Consider the following 19,588-nt stretch of genomic DNA (forward strand, 5'->3'; position numbering starts at 1 on the left):
CCGCCATCACCGGGTTAATGCGTTAACGATCTTTTATTCACTGTTTATATTAGCCACCCCAATATTATGCGGGGCAGGAGAGCCTATGTTTGGATTCCTCAAAAAGTCTCCGGCTGTGGAACCACCCAGCGAGCAGCAGCAGGATCATCTGGCGGAATTAAGTCGCGAGAAAATAACGCAGCTGGAGCAGCAGCTGGCGATTAATCCGTGTGATGGCGAAACGCAAAAACAATTAATGCTGGAATATAACCGGGCATTAAGCTTATTTGCGAAAAGCCGTCGCTACCGCAATGAAATTGATGCGCTGTTTGTCAAAATCGATGAATTACGCAATGTGGTTCGCCAGTCGATTTAAGGAGAGCTGATGACGATTAAGCAGTTATTGCAGGAGGCCAATGCCATTCAGATTGGCATCGACGCCACGGACTGGCGTCAGGTTATCGCGCTGGCCGCCGAACCGCTGGTCAGCGGCGGTTATCTTGATGCCACCTATCCTGATGCCGTGATCGCCAATACACTGGCTCACGGCGCTTATTATGTGTTTGAGGAGGGGATCGCCATTCCTCATGCGCGACCGGAAGCGGGGGTGCTCCGTGACTGTTTTAGTCTGATCCTGCTGAATGAGCCGATCTCATTTGAGGGCAGTGATAAGGCGGACATTGTGATTATGTTTGGCGCACGCGACAGCAACGCGCATATCGAAGAGGGGATCCGCGCGATTGTGTCGCTGCTGGAGGATGAGGAGACGCTGGTCCGGTTACGTCAGGCCAGCAGCGTGGCGGAGGTTATCGACATTCTATGACGCAAAACATCCCCCCCAAACGTGTGGTGCTGGTTAATGGCATTCCGGCGTCGGGAAAGAGCACCCTGACGCACGCGCTGTCGCAGCACTTTAGCTGGCCGGTGCTGACCCTCGACAGCCTGAAAGAGCCGTTTATGCACGCTTTTGCGCCGGTCGATCGCCAGCGTAACCGGCAACTGGGCTGCGCGGCTTATCAGGCGATCTGGAACATTGTCGGCCAGGCACCCGCCAGTCAGATCTTGCTGATCGACGCCTGGTTTGGCTTTCAGCCGCGCACGCTGCTTGAGCAGGGACTGAAACAGGCGGGCGTCGAAGAGGCGCTGGAGCTGTGGCTGAGGATCGCGCCGGAGGTGGCGGTGGCGCGCTATCAGGCGCGGCTGTCGCAGCGGCTGCCTGGCCATCCGGGCGCTGAGTATCTGCCGGAGTTGCGCCAGCTGGCGCAACAGGCCCGGCCGATGGCGCTGGGGCCGGTGTGCGAAGTGGATGCCTGCAACCAGGATCATGCGGCCGTTATCCACTGGCTGCACCAGCAACTGACCAGAACCCGCTACACTTCAGCTCATCATCAGATGAGTGAGGAGTTGCAGGATGTCATCACCCCCGTATCTGCAAACCGGTGAAAGCGCCGTGCTCTATGACGGCGTCTGTAAACTGTGTAACGGCTGGGTTCAGTTTCTGCTGCGTCACCATCTGGCGCGGCAGGTTCGTTTTGCCTCGGTGCAGAGCGAGCAGGGCAAAGCGTTGCTGCGCTGGGCCGGACTGCCGGAAGAAAACGTCAGCACCATTGTCTATATCGCTGACAATCAGCACTGGCTGCGGGCGCAGGCGGTGTTCCGCGTGATGCAGCATCTGCCTGCCCCGTGGCGCGGGCTGGCGGTGCTGCGCCACTTTCCCGATGCGATCGGTAATTTTGCCTATGACCGCATCGCGTTAAACCGCTACAAACTGTTTGGCCGCTACAGCAGTCAGCACGCCATCCAACCCGATTATCCTGGTCGATTTCTGCATAAGGTGGAGCCGTCCGTTACGCCGGAAGGGTAAAGACCGTGCGGTAGCGGCTGTCGTCGCTCTGCCAGGCCTCAGCGACCTCACTGAGTGGCCGCGACTGGAAGGGGATGGAAAATCCATGTGACGCGGCGGCCTGCAGCATTTCCCCTATTGAGGCGATCAGCTCACGGTCTGGCACGCTGCCCAGCCCGCTTCCCATCAGCGTTAAGCCGGATGAACGCAGCAGTTTACTGTGCAGTGAAATCTCCTGTCCGCTCAGCGAACCAATCTGGACAAAGCGAACCACCTTGTCACCACCGCGTACCGCCGCCGTCATGATCGCCAGTGCACTTTCACCCCACAGATAATCCAGCACCACATCAACGCCTTCTGCCATCAGAGAAGGAAGCTCTGCCGATAATGCATCCAGCGTCAGGGTGATATCAGCACCCTCACTCTGTAGCTGTTCCAGAGTCTCCCGGTTACGGCCTGTGGCAATGATTCTGCCTGCGCCCAGCGCACGGGCAATGCGGATCGCCAGACGTCCTGAGGTGCCGGTGGCTCCATTGATCAGCACGGTCTCGCCAGGACGTAGTGCCGCCCGACGGGTCAGCGCCGCCCAGGAGGACATGCCCGGATTCGCGAGAGCGGCAGCCAGTACCAGATCCAGACCGGCAGGCAGTGGAATAATATGTTCACTGTTGACCACAGTTCGCTCGGCCATGCTGCCCGCCGCGGCGTTAAACGTCAGAAAATAGACCGGCTCGCCAGTGTCGAGATATCCGGTACCGTCAATGCCGGGAATAAACGGATAGTGCGCTACAGAGCTGTAGTGGGTGCCTGCCGCGCGGGCCTTTGCCAGCTGGCTGAGTGCCGCAGCGTTGACCGTCACCCGCTGCTGATGCTCACCGGGCTGGGGCTCCGGCATGTCGCCGTAGTGGGGTTGTGCGCCTGCCTGCCCGATTATTGCTGCTTTCATTGTTTATCATCCTTCTGTTCAGGAGTTGATGGGTGTAAAGTACACACATTATTCCTGCCTCTGGATGGCGTCAATGAAAAGCGTGCAAAATACACATAAATACGATGCGCTGCATGATTGTCTGCTGACAATTGCGGGCGCGCTTAACCGGCCTCAGCGCGATATGGCGATGATTAAAGCGGCGGGTATTGAGCTGGATCGGGCACTGTTTCCACTGCTGGTTCAGGTCAGCCGGTTCGGGCCGATCGGCGTGGGCGAGCTCGCCGATCGGGTGGGTCGTGATTACACCACGGTCAGCCGTCAGGTAGCGAAATTAGAGGAGACCGGGCTGGTCGTTCGGCAGAAAAACCGTCAGGACAAAAGGATCAACGAAGCCGCAATTACCGCGGCTGGCAGGGCGATGACCGATAAAATCGATGCGCAACGGGTGCAGGTTTATCAGCGCATTTTCCTCCACTGGCCAGAGAGCGACCGCGAGATGCTGGAACAGCTGCTCAGCAAATTCGTTAGCGATTTCAGCCAGACGGAAGGCGATGAAAATGATGATGACAAGCCTGATGCGGTTTAGGGGAAGAGGAATGTATGCCGGTTAATTTCGATCTCAACGATCTCTACGCGTTTCGCGCGCTGGTGGAGTTTGGCAATTTTCGCCTGGCGGCGGAATCGATCTGCCTTTCACAGTCGGCACTGAGCCGCCGCATCGATAAGCTGGAAACCACGCTGGGGATCAAACTCTTTGAGCGGACCACGCGCCGCGTTACGCTGACGCTGAAAGGGCATGCGTTTGCGCAGCGCTCGGAAAAGCTGCTGGCGGATTTTGAAGAGGTGATGGCCGATCTGAGTGAAGTGAGCTTAGCCCGCACCGGCCTGATCACCGTCGCCTGCGTGCCGTCAGCCGCTTACTACTTTATGCCCAACATCATCCGGCTGTTTCAGGCGCGCTATCCAAAGGTGCGGGTCAAGCTGGTCGACAGCAGTGCGGCCAACGTCTATGACGCGGTGATTGGCGGTCAGGCCGATTTCGGCATCAGTTTTTCCAGCCGGTCACAGCCGGATGTCCATTTCCAGCCGCTAATGGATGATCCTTACGTGGCGGCCTGTCGGCGTGACCATCCGATAGCCGGCAAAAAGAGTCTGAGCTGGCAGGCGTTTTATCAGTATGAGTGGGTTGGGCTGGATAAAACCTCCGGCAATCGCAACCTGCTGGATCAGGCGTTGCAGGCGATCATGCCGGAGAAGCCCTGTGTCTGTGAAACCCGGCACGTGACCACCATGCTGGGGATGGTTGAGGCGGGGCTGGGCATTGCTGCCGTCCCCGCTATGTCGATGCCCGGCTACGATCACGCCCTGCTGATGGCGGTGCCGTTAACCGATCCGCAGGTGAAACGCACCGTCGGACTGTTGCGTAAAAATGGCCGGATGCTCTCACACATCGCGGGCGAACTCGAAAACCTGATTATTGAACAGTATCAGCGACTTTAGCCGGTTTTGATGCCTTCACGCTGTGCAGGCCGCTGGCGTGCACGGCCTGCTGTGCCTCAGACGAAGCGAGCCAGTGCAGCAGCTTCGCCGCCTCGTCCGGCTGCGCTGACCTGCGTACTACGGCACCGGCGAAGCGGGTGGTGTACTGCAGCGTGTCCGGCAGTTCGCCAATGAACGTTACGCCGGAGACCGGCAGCAGTTCACTGACCTGCTGAAAGCCGATAGCGTATTTTCCCGCCGCGACCTCGGAGGCCACCGGGATGCGCTCAACTTTCACCGCTTTTGCCTTCACCTGATCCTCAATGCCCAGTCGGTTGAAGAGCTGGCTGCTGACATATTTACCGCTGGCGCTATCGGAATAGGCGATGGAAGAGGCGTTCAGCAGGGCAGTGCGCAGCTCGCTCTCGCTGCCGATTTTCACCGGTGTGGCACCTTGTTTTATCACTGCACCGATGCGCGAGTCCGCCAGCTCAACACGTGAACCCGGCAGCGTTGCGCCCTTTTTTTGCAGGTCGCTTAACGCATCGCCAACCATAATCACCACATCAGCCGGTTCACCACGCGCCAGCCGCGCCGGAATCGCCTGTGGCGTCTTGCCCATCGACGGACCGGCAACCGTGTTAATGGTGATCCCTTCACGCTCGGCAAAGCGTGGCGAAAGCGTATCCCATGCCGCTTTAAATCCGCCGGAGATCATTACCGTCAGCTCTTTGGCCTGCGCCGTGGTGCTGCCCGCCACGCTGAACAGCAGGGCAGCGTAGAGCGACATCGTTTTCAGTTTCATCTTCAGTTCCTCAGCTAACGGTTTTATGGGCAGGTAATACGGCACTGCGGGTGCGACGATAGAGATACAGGGTTGCGCCCAGCGCGCAAACAGCCGCAAAACTCATCCAGTAGCCAGGCGAGGCTTTGTCGCCGGTCAGCTCGATCAGGCCGGTCGACATTACCGGGGTAAAGCCACCAAACACCGCCGTTGCCAGGCTGTAGGCCAGCGAGAAGCCTGCCACGCGGACTTCCCCTGGCATGATTTCGGTCAGCGCCGGGATCATTGCGCCATTGTAGAGGCCGTAAATCATCGAAAGCCACAGCAGCACGCCCAGCATCATAGAGAAGCCCGGTGCCGCTGCCAGCAGGCTCAGGGCCGGATAGCTGGTGGCGATCGCCAGCAGGGTCATGGCAACCAGGACAGGTTTACGGCCAAAGCGGTCGGAGATCGCGCCGCCAATCGGCAGCCAGATGAAGTTCGACACCGCCACCAGCAGCGTCACCAGCAGGCTGTCCGAGGCGCTCAGCAGCAGGACTTTCTTGCCAAAGGTCGGGGCATAAACCGTAATCAGGTAAAACGCCGTGGTGGTCATCGCGACCATCAGCATCCCGGCAATCACCACCTGCCAGTTACTGAGCAGGATGCGGAACACCTGTTTCACATCAGGATGACTGCGGCGATTGCTGAACTCCTGCGTCTCTTCCAGCTTGCGACGCAGCACGAAGATAAACGGCACAATCAGGCAGCCAAACAGGAACGGAATACGCCAGCCCCATTCGCGGATAGCGCTCTCTTCCAGCACGGCGTTGAGGATAAAGCCCATCGCCGCCGCCACCATAATCGCGACCTGCTGACTGCCCGACTGCCAGCTGGTATAGAAGCCTTTGCGGCCTGGCGTCGCGATCTCGGCCAGATAAACCGACACCCCGCCCAGCTCTGCACCGGCGGAGAAGCCCTGCAGCAGCCGGCCGATCAGCACCAGCAGCGGTGCCCACAGGCCAATGCTCTGGTAAGAGGGGATGAGCACGATCATAAAGGTGCCCGCCGCCATGATGGAGAGCGTGACGATCAGCCCCTTGCGACGGCCGACCTTATCGATGTACGCCCCCAGCACCACTGCGCCGATAGGGCGCATCAGGAAGCCTGCACCAAAGACGGCAAAGGTCATCATCAGTGAGGCAAACTCACTGCTGGCCGGGAAAAAAGTATGAGCGATATAGGTGGCATAAAAACCGAACAGGAAGAAATCAAACTGTTCGAGGAAATTGCCCGAGGTAACACGAAATATAGCGCCAATCCTGGCGCGGTGAGTCATGGGTGAGGTTGTCTGCATCAGTAACTCCAGTAAGGTATGACGCTTTTTGCCGCGCCTGTAACTGAAGAGTGGATCAGCGCCCGGCGCTGAATAAGTGCAAAAATGACAATGATTAATGTGTGCGCCGCATGATTTCCTGGCGTTATCATTTAAAAGCATTCTGATTCATAAGGTTATAGACACCTGTCGATTTTGTCGGCGTGTTATCGGCTCTGAGGTGAGTTTGCGGAAATGTGACAGAATTCATAAGCCTGTTATGGGCTGATCAGGGGATTTCAGGCAGTCCGAGGCCGCCCGTGCAGAGCCTCGCAGCAAATGGGCTCTGAACTCAGGCGTGCTGTGTCAGCGAAGTGTGATATCGAAAACCTGACGTAAATGCCTGGCGCCCACCGCAGTAAACGTCACTTCACGGTAGCCGGGCTGTCGGGTGAGCCAGCCCTGCACCTCAAAGGCGGTTAACAGCGCTGCGCCCGCATAGCCGCCGAGATGAAACCGGCGCTCACTCCAGTCGAGACAGCCACAGCACGCTTTGCGGCGTCCGGGCTGCGACAGATCAATTCGCAACGCCGCAAACTGCTGTTGTCCATAAAGGGTGAGCGCGCTGCCCTCCGGCGTGATCCAGCCCTGTTGTGCCATTACGGCGTAGATCTGCACCGCGACTTCACCCGCCAGATGGTCGTAGCAGGTGCGGGCAGTGCGCAATGATGTCGGCGTCGTGCTCTGCGGCGCAGCGACCCGTCGCCACGACACTCCCATCATGTTCTCAATCAGCGTTGCGATGTCACTACCTGTCAGCCGGTAATAGCGGTGACGGCCCTGTGCCAGACAGACGATCAGGCCGCTGTTAATCAACCGGTTAAGATGCGCGCTGGCGGTGGAGGGGGCCACGTCGGTGACGGCGCTAAGTTCCGTAGCCGTCCAGGCGCGTCCATCCATCAGCGCTGACAGCATCTTTACCCGAGACGAATCGGCCATCGCGGCGGCGACGCTCACAATTGCGTGCTCAAGCGCGTCGCTGTCGTCCGTTGCGTTTTGCAATTGCGGTTTAGCCATTAGCTTATGGAGCCCATTCTGTCGTCAGCCCAGCGGCTGATTGATTGTTATCGGTGATCAGGATTAGCTGGTTAGCGTGATCGCTGTATTGCACCAGAATGTTGATCCCGGCATCAGCCAGGCGTGTCGTGATCGCCCCCAGTTCGCCAGGACCCTGCTGCGGTAGCCTGCGAATCAACGGGACATTTACGGCCTCGACGGTGATTCCCTCCGCTTCCAGCACGGCACGCGCCCGTTCGCCTTCCGCAACCAGAAAATGGGCGTAGCTCTGCGCACCAGACGAGAACAGGCCGCCGCCTTCCAGTCCAATCCCATGACGGCCCAGCAGCGTGGTGAGCCGGGAAAGTGTGCCTGGACTATTTTGCAGGATCACATGAATATCGAACATGTTAATTTACTCCCTGTGGTGAGGCATATTCTCTGACTAGCGCGGCGATGCGAATGCGATAACCAGCAAAAAGGGTTTCACGACCTTCACGCTGCGCGGCCTGGTGGCAGAGGTTACGTTTCCAGGCCTGTACCGCGGCGTCATCGCGCCACCAGGAGAGCGAGAGGATTTTTTTCTTATCACCCAGGCTCTGAAAGCGCTCAATAGAGATAAATCCATCAATGTCCTTTAACAGCGGAATCAGGTCGGCGGCCAGTTGCAGATAACGCATCTGGTGTTCGGGGCGGGCTTCAGCTTCAAACAGTACGGCAATCATCGCTATCTTCCTTTAAACGAGAGTAAAGAGGGTGATGGCACAAAAATAGCGGGCGGAGCGAACCGATGCTTCGGCCGGAACCGAAATATGGCTGTACGGACGAACGTCAGCCAGGTAACGCATTCTTACAATGGAGCAGACGATATGTTCAGCGGACTCAGTGCCTTTCCCCTTACTCCCTTTGCAGAGGGCAGACCCGATGAAGCCGCCTTTCTGCGGCTGCTGAGCAGGCTGACGGAGGCAAAAGTCGACTCCCTTGGCGTGCTGGGATCAACCGGCAGCTATGCGTATCTGACCCGCACGCAGCGCAGGCGCATCGCAACGCTGGCGGTTGAACATGCAGATTCGATTCCGGTGATGATCTGCGTGGGTGCGGTGAGCACCGATGAGGTGCTGGCGCTGACTGAAGATGCGCAGCAGGCGGGTGCTGCCGCATTACTGCTGCCGCCGCTGGGTTATCAGGCATTGAAAGAGGAGGAAGTGTTCGCGCTTTATGAGACCGTGACGCGTCACGCCTCGGTGCCGATCTGCGTCTATGACAATCCGGGCACGACCCATTTTACGTTTTCTGATGCGCTGCTGGGCCGGATCGCTCAACTGCCTGGCGTGGGTTCAGTCAAAATTCCGGGTGTACCGGCGGAGCAGTCCGCAGCGAATGATCGCCTCGCGCAACTGCGCAACACGCTGCCTGCTTCCGTATCGATTGGCGTTAGCGGTGATGCCTCTGCTGGCAACGGGTTGATTGCGGGCTGTGATGGCTGGTATTCGGTGTGCGGCGGGCTGTTTCCGCGCGTTGCAAAAGCGATGACCGAGGCAGCCGCCGCAGGTGATTATGCGAGCGTCAGAGCACAGTCCGATCGTCTTGAGCCGTTGTGGGCACTGTTCCGCCAGCACGGCGGCAGTTTCCGGGTAATCAGCGCTGCGGCAGGGCTGCTGGGGCTGACCGAACGCGACTGTGTACCGCGTCCGCTGTTGCCGCTTACGGCTGCCGATTGTCGGGAGATTGCTGACGTGCTGGCCGCTCTCGATCTCTCCTGATAGCAGAAGACGTTAACCGTGGCGCACCAGGTGAAAGCCTTCTTCCTCCTGCGGCGGTTCAAAATAGCGGGTAATCAGTGCGAACTGCGCGTCAGTGGCGGCAAAGGCGTGTTCGCCGCCCTGATTACGGGCGTGCAGACGCGATTTACACAGCGCGTCTGGCACGTCCAGATAATGCAGGCGATGATCGGCAGAAGACGCCTCTATCACCGAGCGCATCCAGTCACGATTCGCTCGGGTGTTGGCCGGGAAATCGAGCACCACCGATACACCTGCCTTAAGCAGCGCCACCAGGTGGGGCGTCATCGCCTTCCTGAGTTTTGCTGCAACGCGCACGTAATCGGCCACTGAATGCATCTCGTCCTGCCAGAGCGCGGCCAGCCACTGATCCTCGCTGATGATGACGTAACCGGGCAACGCACCCAGTTGAGCCGCCAGCGTCGATTTCCCCGAAGCCATTTTTCCACACAGCAGATGCAGTGTGGCAGGTGCAGAGGTCATAAATATGTCACTCCTTCAACAAACGGGTAATAAACCGTGCGGCCAGTGTAGGGCGCGTCTCGTCGATGTGCGATTCAGGCTAACAAAAGCGTAGAGGGATAAGCAATGAGAGGCTGGGGGATTGTAAGCAAACCTGCATTGACCACCCGGATCAGCATCCGTTGCTACAGGCAATAGGGTATTGGGAACAGCAGGTAATTTTTAGATGAACATGAATACGCCTGAACGGCGAAGTGCGGTCAGGCGAATGTCCGGAGTAATAATAAAGGTCCTGAAGCGTAGTGAATCAGCGCTAAACCGCCAGCCACAGGCTTCATTTTTGTGCCATCAGCAGCGTCAGCAGTTCACGGCAGCACGCTTCTTCTTCTGCGCTGTCCGCAGAGGCCAGATGACGCAGCAGTTCCATACAGCTTTTTTCTTTGCCTGCTTCCAGTAACTCCTCAATCAGAAAATTGAGTTTGTCCTGCTCCGAAGCGGCAAAGGATGATATGAACTCATTTTTGACCGGGATGGTATGGTTCACCGGCAGGGTCAGCGTGTTTTGCATTGGCATATTATTGTCCTCTTTCGGGTTAAAAAACGCACTGGTGCTGCTATTAAACTTATACAACGATCCGAATTTTGTACAGAAATATGCCTGAATGATTTTTAAGCCGGCGCTAAGCGTAGCGCGGTTCCAGATGAAGTACTGGCTAATCATTAAGTTAGAAGTGAAGGGAATTTCAGAAAAATTGCACCGGTTTTAAGTCAAATCCGGCGGCCAGGGAAAAGAGACAACATCAGTTCAGTTCGGCAAGCGGCCCACCGGGCCGCGTGGTTTATTTAGCGGCGAGAAAATCTTCGCGTTGCGGCGTAAAGGTATCCAGCAGCACACCCTCCTCCAGACAAACGCAGCCATGAACCACATCAGGGGCTTTGTAGAGTGTATCCCCCGGACCCACTTCCCGCGTTTCACCCTCAATGGTGAAAGCAAAGCGTCCGCTCAGTACATAGGTCAGCTGCTCATGGGGATGGTGATGCAGCGGGCCAGTCGCCCCTTTTTCAAAACGCACTTCAACCGCCATCATGGTGCCGCCATGTGCCAGCACGCGGCGGGTCACGCCATCACCCAGATCGTCCAGTGGCTGGTCTTTATGATAGATAAACATCGGAATCCTCATGCGGTAACAGGCACTGCAATGGCCGTTTTGTGATGGCTCTCACAGCGCGCAGGTGAATTAGCCCATGCACTTTAGTGCTTTTTCATTAAAATGAAACGGTGTTTCAATTAATTTATAAGGGTAGATCATGAAAATCGCATTAATGATGGAAAACAGCCAGGCCGCTAAAAACGTTACCGTGCTGAAAGAACTGGAAGGCGTCGCAAAGCCGCTGGGCCATCAGGTCTTCAACGTCGGGATGAGCGATGAGCAGGATCACCATCTGACTTACATTCACCTCGGTATTCAGGCAAGCATACTGCTCAACAGCCAGGCAGTGGATTTCGTGGTCGCGGGCTGCGGCACCGGCCAGGGCGCGCTGATGTCGCTGAATATCCATCCGGGCGTGGTCTGCGGCTACTGTATCGATCCGGCGGATGCTTACCTGTTTGCACAGATCAACAACGGCAATGCCTTATCCCTGCCATTTGCTAAAGGGTTTGGCTGGGGCGCAGAACTCAATCTGCGCTTTATCTTTGAAAAAGCATTCACCGGCGAGAAGGGCAATGGCTATCCGCCAGAGCGTAAAGAGCCGCAGGTGCGCAATGCCGGTCTGCTGAACCAGGTTAAGGCTGCGGTGATCAAAGATAACTATCTCGACACGCTGCGCGCTATCGATCCTGAACTGGTGCGTACCGCCGTCAGCGGCCCGCGTTTCCAGCAGTGCCTGTCTGAACATGGCAAAAATCAGGAGATCGTTGCCTTTGTGCGTCAGCTGACGCACTAAGTCCTCCGATTTCACGAGGCCGGTCTGACCGGCCTTTTTTTATTCTCTCTTCTGACCTCCGCTAATTTTCAGCCTGCCGCGTGAGTGTGGCGACTCGCCTTTACCAGCATCCGGGTAGGGCATCGCGGCGCGATCGGCCACCAGCGTCGGCACGTCCAGCGTCTCCAGCACCTTACCCTGTTGCATGACCGCCACGCGATGGCAGAGATGCGCCACCACGCCGAGATCGTGCGTCACCAGCAGATAGGTCAGGTTCTCCTGCTGCTGCAGATCGCTGAGCAGGTTCAGGATCTCCGCCTGTACCGAAACATCCAAAGCAGAAGTCGGCTCATCCAGCAGCAGTACGCGCGGCTCCAGAATCAGCGCTCTTGCAATCGCTACGCGCTGACGCTGCCCACCGGAAAGCTGGTGGGGATAGCGCGTCTGCCAGGCGCGATTCAGCCCGACCTTATCCAGCATCGCCACTACCCGCTGCTGGCGCTGCCCGATACCCTGAATCTGCAACGGCTCTTCCAGGATGTCACCCAGCATGTGACGCGGATGCAGCGAACCGTAAGGGTCCTGAAACACCATCTGCACCTGACGACAGCGCGCCCGATCGATGCGGTGCGTCAGCGGCAGGTTATCAATGCTCAGCTCTCCCTGCCAGTGAGTAAATAAACCCGCCAGGCACTTCAGCACCGTGGTTTTACCCGAACCCGACTCGCCTACCAGCCCGAAAATTTCACCCTGTTTCACCTGCAGATTTACGTCGAACAGCACCTGACTCCGGCGGTCGTCGTCACCAAAACTCAGGCTGAGATTTTTCACATCAATCATCGCGAACTCCTTAGTTCGTCAACCAACTGGCATGACGTTGTAATACAGGCAGGCGTGTACGACGGTGATCAAGGTCGGGCAGTGCCGCCAGCAATCCCTGGGTATAGGGATGCTGCGCGTGGTCAAGCTCGCTGGCGGCCAGCGACTCCACCACGCGTCCGGCGTACATCACCAGCACCCGATCGCAGAAGCTGCGCACCAGACTGATATCGTGGCTGATAAAAATCAGCCCCAGCCCGCGCGCCTTCACCAGATCGTCCAGCAGCGCCAGCACCTGCAGGCGCACCGAGACATCCAGCGCAGAGGTCGGCTCATCGGCAATCACCAGTTCCGGCTCGGTGATTAGCATCATGGCGATCATCACCCGCTGCCCCTGACCGCCGGAAATTTCATGCGGATAGAGCTGATAGACCCGTTCGGGATCGCGGATCTGCACCTCCTCCAGCATCGCCAGCGTTCGCTGACGTGCCGCCGCTTTCTGACCGCGATGATGACTGCGCCAGGCTTCGGCGATCTGCTCGCCCACCCGAATCACCGGGTTCAGGGAATATTTCGGGTCCTGCATAATCATGGAGATGCGTTTGCCGCGAATGGCGCGCATCTGCGCCGGGCTGGCGTGCAGCAGGTCGATATCACCAAACTGCATCCGGCTCGCCTCGATGCGCGCCCTGGCCGGATGCAGCTGCAGCAGGGCGCGGCCCACGGTCGATTTACCGGAGCCGGACTCGCCGACAATCGCCAGCTTCTCCTGACCGAGCTGAAAGGAGACGCCGCGCACCGCCGGGGTGATCTGGCGTCCGTTAACAAAGTTCACGTGCAAATCGCGCACGTCGAGCAACGGCAAGGCGTTACTCACTGCGGGGATCGAGCAGGTCACGTAGGCCATCTCCTAAGAAGTTAAATGCCAGGCTGTTAATCAGGATCGCCAGACCGGGCACGGTAACCACCCACCAGCACTCCAGCATGTAGGTACGGCCGCTGGCGATCATCGCGCCCCATTCCGGATCCGGCGGCTGCGCGCCCAGCCCGAGAAATCCCAGCCCGGCGGCGGTAAGGATAATGCCCGCCATATTCATGGTGATGCGGATAATCACCGACGGCAGGCAGAGGGGAATAATGTGTTTCCACAGTACCCGCAGCGGCGACGCGCCCTGTAAGCGCACCGCCGAAATAAAGTCCGCCTGACGCAGCGACAGCGTTTCGGCGCGCGCCAGACGGGCAATGGGTGGCCAGGCGGTAAGGGTAATGGCGATCACCACATGCTCCAGACCCGGCCCCAGCGCCGCCACAAATGCCAGCGCCAGCACCAGGCTGGGAAAGGAGATGAAGATATCGGTGACGCGCATCAGCACGCTATCGACTTTGCCGCCGAAGTAACCCGCGGTAACGCCCAACAGCAGGCCCAGCGGGCCGACGGTCACTGAGACCAGCAGCACGATGTAGAGCGTGATGCGCGCGCCCCACACCAGCCGACTGAAGATATCCCGGCCAAACTCATCGGTGCCGAACCAGTGAGCCGCACCGGGCGGCATCAGGGCATTGTCCAGATCCTGAATCAGCGGGTGATACGGTGCGATCCAGGGGGCAAACAGCGCCACGATACAGAGCAGCAGTACAATGCCACCGCCAATGGCGGTCAGGGGATTACAGGCCATGCGCCAGAGGAAAGACCCGCAGCGGGCAGCAAATCGCCGACAGCGCGCCAGCCGCTCGCGGGTGTGATCGGCAGAAGGGGTGTCATAGGAGATCGTCATACTTTGGTCCTCGGATCGAACACCTGATAGAGCAGGTCGGCGAACAGGTTAAGCAGCACAAAGATCAGGCCGACCACCAGCACGCAGCCCATCACCGCATTCATATCGCCCAGCATCAGGCTGCCCGTGAGATAGGAGCCAAAACCGGGCCAGGAGAAGACGGTTTCAATCAGCACGGCACCTTCCAGCAGCGAGCCATAGGCCAGCGCCACCACGGTCAGCAGCTGAACCAGGATATTGCGAAACGCGTGCTGCCAGATCACCTGCCACTCGGTCAGGCCTTTGACCCGCGCGGTGAGAATGAACTCCTGCGACAGCTGTGCCAGCATAAAGCTGCGCGTCATCCGGCTGATGTAGGCCATGGAGTGAAAGCCGAGCAGCGAGGCAGGCAGCACCAGATGATTAAGTGCATTCCGGAACACCTGGCCGTTGCCCGCCAGCAGGGCATCAATCAGCATAAAACCAGTGCGACGCGGCACGATGCCATCCAGGCTGAAGTCCACGCGGCCAGCGCCGCCGACCCAGCCGAGATGGGCATAGAACAGCAGCAGGCCCATCATGCCGACCCAGAATATCGGGGTGGAGTAACCGGCCAGGCTGAGCATCCGCACCACGTAGTCGATGACGCTGTTTCGCCGCGCCGCCGCCAGCACACCCAGCGGTACACCCAGCCCTGCGCCAATTACAATTGCCAGCGTGGCCAGCTCAACCGTGGCGGGAAAGACGCGCAGGATGTCATGCACCACCGGCTGGCCGGTGAGCAGCGCGTGGCCCAGGTCGCCATGCAGCAGGGCATTAAGATAGAGGCCAAACTGCACCCACAGCGGTTTATCAAAGCCAAGCTGGTGGTAGACCTGCTGATAAGTGGCCTGGTCGGCATCGGGACCGACTATCGCCAGCACCGGATCCAGCGGCATCACCCGGCCAATAAAAAAGGTCAGCAGCAGCAGGCCGAACAGCGTAATTAACACCTGCACCGCGCGATGGCTGATGCGGCGGCACTGATTTCGTGTCAGGGTCAGTATCATGGTGTGCCTCCCGCCAGGGCTTCAGGCGTTTTCCAGACGTCGCGCAGGAAGGTCGTTGCAGAAGGATGCGGCTGATACGCCTGCACACGGTTACTGACCACCACGGAGTCGAGCATTTGTGAAATCGGCATCAGCGCAGGCACCAGCTGGTCATAGCGTTGCTGGATGGCGAAATAGGCCTGCTGCTGGCGTTTTTTGTCGCGTTCCACCAGCGCCAGGTCGATCATGCGGTTGAGCTGGGCGTCGTAGAAACCGGTTCGCCAGCCCTGGAAGTTGGTCAGCCGGGCGCTGTCGGCATTGTTCGGGTTGTAGACCAGCGCGCGCAGGCTGGAGTGGGGGTGTGGCTCGACGCCGCTGCCGCCGCGTCCGACCAGCAGGCTGAACTGGCGATCGCGCATCGCGCCATAAATCTGGTTGCCGGTGCCGGTAATGATTTTTGCCCGGATGCCGCCCTGCAGCAGCGTTGACTGAATGGCGATGGCAATATTCAGGAACGGCTGATCGGCCAGCACCCGCAGCGTGGTGTCAAAGCCATCCGGATAACCCGCTTCAGCCAGCAGCGCACGGGCGCGCGGCACATCGAGCCGGTAACCGGGGTCGGGCAGCGTGGCGGGCATTCCCGCCTGAATCGGGCGCTGGTGCAGTTCGCCATAGCCGGTCATCAGGCTCTTATTAATACCCTGATAATCGACCAGATAGCGGACCGCCTCACGCACCTTAATATTGTCAAAGCGCGGATCGTTCATGCTCATCGCCAGGTAGTAGATTGTCCCTTTTCTGACGGCGTCGATGGTGAGATCGGGATCGTGACGCAGGGCGCGCACATCGGGGATCGCCATATTGCTGGCGATATCGAGATCGCCTTTCTCCATCATCAGCCGCAGGGTTTGCGACTCCTGCAGGTGGCGGAAGACCACCCGCGACATCTTCGCCTCACCGCGCCAGTAGTCTGCCGAGCGACTCATCCGCAGCACATCTTTTGCCTGCCAGACATCCAGCCGGAACGGGCCGGAACCCGCTTCATGGGTGGTGAGCCAGCGGTTGCCCCAATCGCCATCGACCTCATGCTGCTGTACCGTTTTTCGGTCCAGCACCACCATGCTGCCCAGCGCCGCCAGCGAGTAGATCACCAGCTGCGGATCGTTGGGTTTAGGCAGGGTGATCACCAGCGTGCGGTCGTCGGGGGCGGTGATCATCTGGTCCACATTGTCGCGGCTGAAACCGTAGGACTTCCACACGGATGCCTGCGCCAGATTCAGATGCAGCACCCGCCGCATCGACCAGACTGCATCGGCGCTGGTGAGCGGATTGCCGGAGTGAAACCTGACGTTGTTGCGCAGGTGAAAGGTCAGGGTGCGGTTATCCGGACTGACTGACCAGTGTTCCGCCAGCGCCGGGCGCACCTCGGTGAGCTGCTGCGGATTCAGCTCCACCAGGCCGTCATAGAGATTCACCACAATACCGACCACCTCGTTGCCGGTCATCGCGGCCGGATCCAGGGTGAGCAGGTTGTTCATATTCATGCCGACGATCAGCTGGTCATCCGGGGTCCTTGCCTGGATTGACGCGCTCGTGAGCACCAGCAGCGTGATCAGCCACGCGCCACATCGTTGTGTCAGGGTCATAGGTAAAGTCCAGCAGGTCAGAGGTTTTTCCCGTTTACCCCGTCATCAGGGCTGCGCGGCAACGGGGTTATTATTGTTTGCCGTACTTCATTACCAGCGGTTCAGCGTGTGGGTCTCAATCCAGCTGAAGTTGATATCCTCTCCCAGCCCGCTGCGGGTGGGCAGGGTGACAAAGCCCCGATCGTCCATTGGGTCAATCAGGCTGTTGAGATACGCAGGCGGCGTCTCATAATCCAGGAAAGGATGCAGCAGGCCGCGCTCATACCAGCGGCAGTTACGGATTGCTCCGACGACTGCCAGGCTGGCTGCGCCGTTGCCGTGAACTTCGCAATCCATGCCGAAAGCTTCCGCCAGACTGGCCACTTTCATCGTGGCGGAGATGCCGCCTACGCCATTGGCCCCGGCACGCAGAATGTCGCAGGCACCGGCACGGACCCAGTCGGCGCGGCTGTGATGTTTACCGCCCAGGCTCTCCGGGCCGAGCACGTCGATAGAGAGGTTGTCCGCCAGCCAGGCGTAAGAGGCCATGCTCTCTTCCTCCATCGGCTCCTCGAACCAGGTGAAGTTAAGCTTCTCTAGCGCCTTGCCAATGGTCAGCGCGTCACTGCGGCTGTACCAGTGGTAGCCATCCAGCATCAGTGCGATATCCAGGCCAACCGCTTCACGCACCGCGGCGCAGGCTTTAATGTCCATGGCCGGGCTGGGCGCAAAGGCGACCGGCGGCATCCAGGTGTGCAGCTTGATCGCCCGATAGCCCCGTGCCACCAGCTTTTCCGCGAACTGTGCATACTCATCCGGCGTCGATAAACCGCCGCTGAGTTCGTCGCCGCACATGGTGCTGCCGTAAGCCGGGATCTTCTCGCGATAGCCGCCCAGCAGCTTGTGCACCGGCTGTTTCAGCCTGCGCCCAATCAGGTCCCAAAGCGCCTGCTCAACAGCGGAGAGCGCACGCTCGGTAAGCTGGTGGGCGCTGCCGCGCTGCCAGTGCACCAGATCCTGCCACAGACGCTCGCGGTCAAAGGCGTTCTGACCGATCAGCACCTTGCGAAAGAAGGCATTAACCACATGCGCCCGCACCACTTCCGGCGGCGCAAAGGCGTAACCGCAATCGCCATCCTCGCTGGTCAGGGTCAACAGCGCCATCTGCGCATCATTTTCCGGGCAGGGATGGGAGTGGCCGGCGCTGTCGGCAACGCGCCGGGTAGGATAGGTAAAGAGGGTGACATCTATGGCGCTGATCTTCACGGTTATACTCCTGAGGCTGACTTTTCCGATGGATTATTAAAACGCTGTTTCATTTTTAATCTAGCGTTCACAATTCATTAACGCATTGGCCAAATCGATACGATTAATGGCTAATATGTGTGCAGCCGCCCAGGGTGTTGTGAGCATATTCACGAAAGCTGTCCGTTTTGTGAGCAGCAACACGCTGCGCTTGTTCGCTGATTAACAGCCCTGTTAATGGGCAATTAACCCATTAACCTCGCCGCAAAAAACATTTAACCGGATGACTTCCCCTGAACGTCGTTTTAGGTGATAGTAACGCCGCCTTACATTAATAGTTCTCATTATCATTTGTGCGGGTTTTCATAATGAAAAAATGGTTTTTAGCGTTGGGGCTGCTCACGCTGGCAGGGACGGCTTCGGCCAAAATGATTACCGATGTCGCAGGCCGTCAGGTCGAGGTGCCGCAGGAGGCTAAGCGCATCATTCTGGGTGAGGGCCGTCAGATCTATCTGCTGGCCGCATTTGACACCGACGCCCCGTTCAGGCGGGTGATTGGCTGGCGTGATGACCTTCACAAGGCGGACTGGGACGGTTATCAGGCCTATGAGAAGCGTTATCCGGAAATTAAAAAATTACCGACCTTCGGCGGCGCAAAAGATGGCACCTTTAACGTCGAGCAGGCACTAACCCTGAAGCCCGATCTGGTGCTGATGAATCTGGAGTCGAAAGCGGCGACCGATGAAGGCAAGCTGATTGAAAAACTGCAGGCCGTGGGTGTGCCGGTAGTGTTTATCGATTTCCGTGAAGCGCCGATGGTGAACGCGGAGAAAAGTATCCGCATCATGGGCGAACTGGTAAACAAACCGGAACGCGCGCAGGAGATCATCACCTTCCGCCAGCAGCAGATTGACCTTGTGACCTCGCGCCTGAAGAACTTCACCGGCTATCGCCCGAAAGTGATGATCGACCGCGCAGGCGGCTACAGCGACGAGTGCTGCATGTCGTTCGGCAATGAGAACTTTGGTCAGATGGTGGAGATCGCAGGCGGTCGCAACATCGCGAAAGACCTGATCCCTGGCACCTTCGGCACGGTTAACCCGGAGCAGATTATCGCCAGCCAGCCGGATGTGGTGGTGGTGACCGGCGCAAACTGGAAGAACTACAACACCGTGGGCAAATGGGTCGGCGTCGGTCCGGGTGCAAATGTCACTGAAGCGACGGCGCGTCTTAAGGCACTGATGATGCGCGATGCCTTTAAAACCCTGCCGGTGGCGCATAACGGCAACGTCCACGCCATCTGGCATCAGTTCTACGACAGCCCGTATCAGTTTGTGGCGATTCAGGCGCTGGCGAAATGGCTGCATCCCGATCTGTTTGCCGATGTCGATCCGGATGCCACCTTCCGCGCGTTCCACGAGAAGTTCCTGCCGCTGCCTTACCAGCCAGGCTACTGGGTTACCTTGCCCGCTGATAAGCCCTGACTGACCGGCGATGACAGGGACGTCATCCGCCTGATTTGCAATTCCCTCCGAATAAACCCTCTGTTTCTCTTCAGATTTACTAATCTTTTACAGGCGCGGGG

General features: G+C 58.4%; 23 protein-coding genes and 1 pseudogene. 9 read left to right on the top strand and 15 right to left on the bottom strand.

Annotation, left to right across the window (positions count from 1 at the left end; genetic code table 11):
- The first annotated feature begins 85 nt into the window (after nucleotides 1-85).
- From AC6I8C_RS09070 to AC6I8C_RS09085, 4 genes are read left to right on the top strand one after another with little or no spacing between them, the layout of a single operon-like run.
- Nucleotides 86-355, top strand: coding sequence for a hypothetical protein (locus tag AC6I8C_RS09070; RefSeq protein ID WP_497822237.1), 270 nt, complete (start codon nucleotides 86-88; stop codon nucleotides 353-355).
- A gap of 9 nt (nucleotides 356-364) precedes the next feature.
- A complete protein-coding gene (locus tag AC6I8C_RS09075) occupies nucleotides 365-802 on the top strand; it encodes a PTS sugar transporter subunit IIA (protein ID WP_033783053.1) in 438 nt (145 codons plus the stop codon).
- On the top strand, nucleotides 799-1,422 hold the full coding sequence (locus tag AC6I8C_RS09080) for a P-loop nucleotide/nucleoside kinase family protein (protein ID WP_497822238.1): 624 nt from the start codon (nucleotides 799-801) through the stop codon (nucleotides 1,420-1,422). The genes AC6I8C_RS09075 and AC6I8C_RS09080 overlap by 4 nt, the downstream gene beginning before the upstream one ends.
- Nucleotides 1,391-1,843 (top strand): thiol-disulfide oxidoreductase DCC family protein, encoded by a 453-nt coding sequence (locus AC6I8C_RS09085; protein ID WP_497822239.1) that lies wholly within the window; start codon nucleotides 1,391-1,393, stop codon nucleotides 1,841-1,843. The genes AC6I8C_RS09080 and AC6I8C_RS09085 overlap by 32 nt, the downstream gene beginning before the upstream one ends.
- Here AC6I8C_RS09085 and AC6I8C_RS09090 read toward each other — a convergent pair.
- Entirely contained in the window at nucleotides 1,827-2,768 is a 942-nt protein-coding gene (locus AC6I8C_RS09090; RefSeq protein WP_497822240.1) for a quinone oxidoreductase family protein, read from the bottom strand. The two genes, AC6I8C_RS09085 and AC6I8C_RS09090, sit on opposite strands and share 17 nt — an antisense overlap.
- Before the next feature lie 73 nt (nucleotides 2,769-2,841).
- On the opposite strand from AC6I8C_RS09090, the gene AC6I8C_RS09095 reads away from it, so the two are divergent.
- Nucleotides 2,842-3,336 (top strand): MarR family winged helix-turn-helix transcriptional regulator, encoded by a 495-nt coding sequence (locus AC6I8C_RS09095; RefSeq protein ID WP_497822241.1) that lies wholly within the window; start codon nucleotides 2,842-2,844, stop codon nucleotides 3,334-3,336.
- Between the two features lie 14 nt (nucleotides 3,337-3,350).
- Entirely contained in the window at nucleotides 3,351-4,250 is a 900-nt protein-coding gene (gene psrA / locus AC6I8C_RS09100) for an L-proline-binding transcription factor PsrA (protein ID WP_497822242.1), read from the top strand.
- On the opposite strand, the gene AC6I8C_RS09105 is transcribed toward psrA, so the two are convergent.
- The 5 genes from AC6I8C_RS09105 to AC6I8C_RS09125 form a co-directional block, all read right to left on the bottom strand.
- Entirely contained in the window at nucleotides 4,225-5,034 is an 810-nt protein-coding gene (locus AC6I8C_RS09105; RefSeq protein ID WP_497822243.1) for a substrate-binding domain-containing protein, read from the bottom strand. The two genes, psrA and AC6I8C_RS09105, sit on opposite strands and share 26 nt — an antisense overlap.
- Before the next feature lie 10 nt (nucleotides 5,035-5,044).
- A complete protein-coding gene (locus AC6I8C_RS09110) occupies nucleotides 5,045-6,352 on the bottom strand; it encodes an MFS transporter (protein ID WP_095707729.1) in 1,308 nt (435 codons plus the stop codon).
- A gap of 321 nt (nucleotides 6,353-6,673) precedes the next feature.
- The gene (locus tag AC6I8C_RS09115; RefSeq protein WP_497822244.1) at nucleotides 6,674-7,384 is read right to left on the bottom strand and encodes an ArsR/SmtB family transcription factor; all 711 of its coding nucleotides are present in this window, start codon (nucleotides 7,382-7,384) and stop codon (nucleotides 6,674-6,676) included.
- Between the two features lie 4 nt (nucleotides 7,385-7,388).
- Nucleotides 7,389-7,772 (bottom strand): amino acid-binding protein, encoded by a 384-nt coding sequence (locus AC6I8C_RS09120; protein ID WP_497822245.1) that lies wholly within the window; start codon nucleotides 7,770-7,772, stop codon nucleotides 7,389-7,391.
- A 1-nt stretch (nucleotide 7,773) separates the two neighbouring features.
- Complete coding sequence (locus tag AC6I8C_RS09125; RefSeq protein ID WP_497822246.1) at nucleotides 7,774-8,088, bottom strand: antibiotic biosynthesis monooxygenase family protein; 315 nt, start codon at nucleotides 8,086-8,088, stop codon at nucleotides 7,774-7,776.
- 144 nt (nucleotides 8,089-8,232) lie between these two features.
- On the opposite strand from AC6I8C_RS09125, the gene AC6I8C_RS09130 reads away from it, so the two are divergent.
- The gene (locus AC6I8C_RS09130; protein WP_497823326.1) at nucleotides 8,233-9,126 is read left to right on the top strand and encodes a dihydrodipicolinate synthase family protein; all 894 of its coding nucleotides are present in this window, start codon (nucleotides 8,233-8,235) and stop codon (nucleotides 9,124-9,126) included.
- Between the two features lie 12 nt (nucleotides 9,127-9,138).
- Here AC6I8C_RS09130 and AC6I8C_RS09135 read toward each other — a convergent pair whose 3' ends face one another.
- The 3 genes from AC6I8C_RS09135 to AC6I8C_RS09145 all read right to left on the bottom strand — a co-directional run bounded on the left by AC6I8C_RS09135 (nucleotide 9,139) and on the right by AC6I8C_RS09145 (nucleotide 10,775).
- On the bottom strand, nucleotides 9,139-9,633 hold the full coding sequence (locus tag AC6I8C_RS09135) for a P-loop nucleotide/nucleoside kinase family protein (protein WP_497823327.1): 495 nt from the start codon (nucleotides 9,631-9,633) through the stop codon (nucleotides 9,139-9,141).
- Between the two features lie 307 nt (nucleotides 9,634-9,940).
- A complete protein-coding gene (locus tag AC6I8C_RS09140; RefSeq protein ID WP_497822247.1) occupies nucleotides 9,941-10,180 on the bottom strand; it encodes a hypothetical protein in 240 nt (79 codons plus the stop codon).
- Nucleotides 10,181-10,445: 265 nt separating this feature from the next.
- On the bottom strand, nucleotides 10,446-10,775 hold the full coding sequence (locus AC6I8C_RS09145) for a cupin domain-containing protein (protein WP_497822248.1): 330 nt from the start codon (nucleotides 10,773-10,775) through the stop codon (nucleotides 10,446-10,448).
- Between the two features lie 139 nt (nucleotides 10,776-10,914).
- On the opposite strand from AC6I8C_RS09145, the gene AC6I8C_RS09150 reads away from it, so the two are divergent.
- Nucleotides 10,915-11,553: an RpiB/LacA/LacB family sugar-phosphate isomerase gene (locus AC6I8C_RS09150; RefSeq protein ID WP_442798276.1), complete on the top strand. Its 639-nt coding sequence runs from the start codon at nucleotides 10,915-10,917 to the stop codon at nucleotides 11,551-11,553.
- A 68-nt stretch (nucleotides 11,554-11,621) separates the two neighbouring features.
- Here AC6I8C_RS09150 and AC6I8C_RS09155 read toward each other — a convergent pair.
- From AC6I8C_RS09155 to AC6I8C_RS09180, 6 genes and pseudogenes are all read right to left on the bottom strand, one after another.
- A pseudogene (locus AC6I8C_RS09155) lies at nucleotides 11,622-12,372 on the bottom strand (ABC transporter ATP-binding protein).
- A 10-nt stretch (nucleotides 12,373-12,382) separates the two neighbouring features.
- On the bottom strand, nucleotides 12,383-13,249 hold the full coding sequence (locus tag AC6I8C_RS09160) for an ABC transporter ATP-binding protein (RefSeq protein ID WP_033784580.1): 867 nt from the start codon (nucleotides 13,247-13,249) through the stop codon (nucleotides 12,383-12,385).
- Nucleotides 13,221-14,126: an ABC transporter permease gene (locus AC6I8C_RS09165; RefSeq protein ID WP_497822249.1), complete on the bottom strand. Its 906-nt coding sequence runs from the start codon at nucleotides 14,124-14,126 to the stop codon at nucleotides 13,221-13,223. Before AC6I8C_RS09165 ends, AC6I8C_RS09160 begins: the two co-directional genes overlap by 29 nt.
- Nucleotides 14,123-15,154, bottom strand: a complete 1,032-nt coding sequence (locus AC6I8C_RS09170) for an ABC transporter permease (protein WP_497822250.1) — start codon at nucleotides 15,152-15,154, stop codon at nucleotides 14,123-14,125. Before AC6I8C_RS09170 ends, AC6I8C_RS09165 begins: the two co-directional genes overlap by 4 nt.
- A complete protein-coding gene (locus AC6I8C_RS09175) occupies nucleotides 15,151-16,677 on the bottom strand; it encodes an ABC transporter substrate-binding protein (protein WP_497823328.1) in 1,527 nt (508 codons plus the stop codon). Before AC6I8C_RS09175 ends, AC6I8C_RS09170 begins: the two co-directional genes overlap by 4 nt.
- 192 nt (nucleotides 16,678-16,869) lie before the next feature.
- Nucleotides 16,870-18,024: a mandelate racemase family protein gene (locus AC6I8C_RS09180; RefSeq protein WP_497822251.1), complete on the bottom strand. Its 1,155-nt coding sequence runs from the start codon at nucleotides 18,022-18,024 to the stop codon at nucleotides 16,870-16,872.
- 347 nt (nucleotides 18,025-18,371) lie between these two features.
- Between AC6I8C_RS09180 and AC6I8C_RS09185 the strand changes: the two genes are divergently transcribed.
- Complete coding sequence (locus AC6I8C_RS09185) at nucleotides 18,372-19,487, top strand: ABC transporter substrate-binding protein (RefSeq protein WP_497822252.1); 1,116 nt, start codon at nucleotides 18,372-18,374, stop codon at nucleotides 19,485-19,487.
- The last annotated feature ends 101 nt before the right edge of the window (nucleotides 19,488-19,588 follow it).

The sequence above is a fragment of the Pantoea sp. X-Soil-YNGN-844 genome (assembly GCF_059730595.1).

Bases quoted from the DNA above. Each gene is read 5' to 3' on its own strand.
- AC6I8C_RS09090 (WP_497822240.1), bottom strand. From the start codon at position 2,768: ATGAAAGCAGCAATAATCGGGCAGGCAGGCGCACAACCCCACTACGGC.
- AC6I8C_RS09175 (WP_497823328.1), bottom strand. From the start codon at position 16,677: ATGAATATGAACAACCTGCTCACCCTGGATCCGGCCGCGATGACCGGC.
- AC6I8C_RS09165 (WP_497822249.1), bottom strand. From the start codon at position 14,126: ATGACGATCTCCTATGACACCCCTTCTGCCGATCACACCCGCGAGCGG.
- AC6I8C_RS09125 (WP_497822246.1), bottom strand. From the start codon at position 8,088: ATGATTGCCGTACTGTTTGAAGCTGAAGCCCGCCCCGAACACCAGATG.
- AC6I8C_RS09095 (WP_497822241.1), top strand. From the start codon at position 2,842: ATGAAAAGCGTGCAAAATACACATAAATACGATGCGCTGCATGATTGT.
- AC6I8C_RS09130 (WP_497823326.1), top strand. From the start codon at position 8,233: ATGTTCAGCGGACTCAGTGCCTTTCCCCTTACTCCCTTTGCAGAGGGC.
- AC6I8C_RS09085 (WP_497822239.1), top strand. From the start codon at position 1,391: ATGTCATCACCCCCGTATCTGCAAACCGGTGAAAGCGCCGTGCTCTAT.
- AC6I8C_RS09070 (WP_497822237.1), top strand. From the start codon at position 86: ATGTTTGGATTCCTCAAAAAGTCTCCGGCTGTGGAACCACCCAGCGAG.
- AC6I8C_RS09080 (WP_497822238.1), top strand. From the start codon at position 799: ATGACGCAAAACATCCCCCCCAAACGTGTGGTGCTGGTTAATGGCATT.
- AC6I8C_RS09185 (WP_497822252.1), top strand. From the start codon at position 18,372: ATGAAAAAATGGTTTTTAGCGTTGGGGCTGCTCACGCTGGCAGGGACG.
- AC6I8C_RS09075 (WP_033783053.1), top strand. From the start codon at position 365: ATGACGATTAAGCAGTTATTGCAGGAGGCCAATGCCATTCAGATTGGC.
- AC6I8C_RS09115 (WP_497822244.1), bottom strand. From the start codon at position 7,384: ATGGCTAAACCGCAATTGCAAAACGCAACGGACGACAGCGACGCGCTT.
- AC6I8C_RS09140 (WP_497822247.1), bottom strand. From the start codon at position 10,180: ATGCCAATGCAAAACACGCTGACCCTGCCGGTGAACCATACCATCCCG.
- AC6I8C_RS09150 (WP_442798276.1), top strand. From the start codon at position 10,915: ATGAAAATCGCATTAATGATGGAAAACAGCCAGGCCGCTAAAAACGTT.
- psrA (WP_497822242.1), top strand. From the start codon at position 3,351: ATGCCGGTTAATTTCGATCTCAACGATCTCTACGCGTTTCGCGCGCTG.
- AC6I8C_RS09105 (WP_497822243.1), bottom strand. From the start codon at position 5,034: ATGAAACTGAAAACGATGTCGCTCTACGCTGCCCTGCTGTTCAGCGTG.
- AC6I8C_RS09120 (WP_497822245.1), bottom strand. From the start codon at position 7,772: ATGTTCGATATTCATGTGATCCTGCAAAATAGTCCAGGCACACTTTCC.
- AC6I8C_RS09145 (WP_497822248.1), bottom strand. From the start codon at position 10,775: ATGTTTATCTATCATAAAGACCAGCCACTGGACGATCTGGGTGATGGC.
- AC6I8C_RS09170 (WP_497822250.1), bottom strand. From the start codon at position 15,154: ATGATACTGACCCTGACACGAAATCAGTGCCGCCGCATCAGCCATCGC.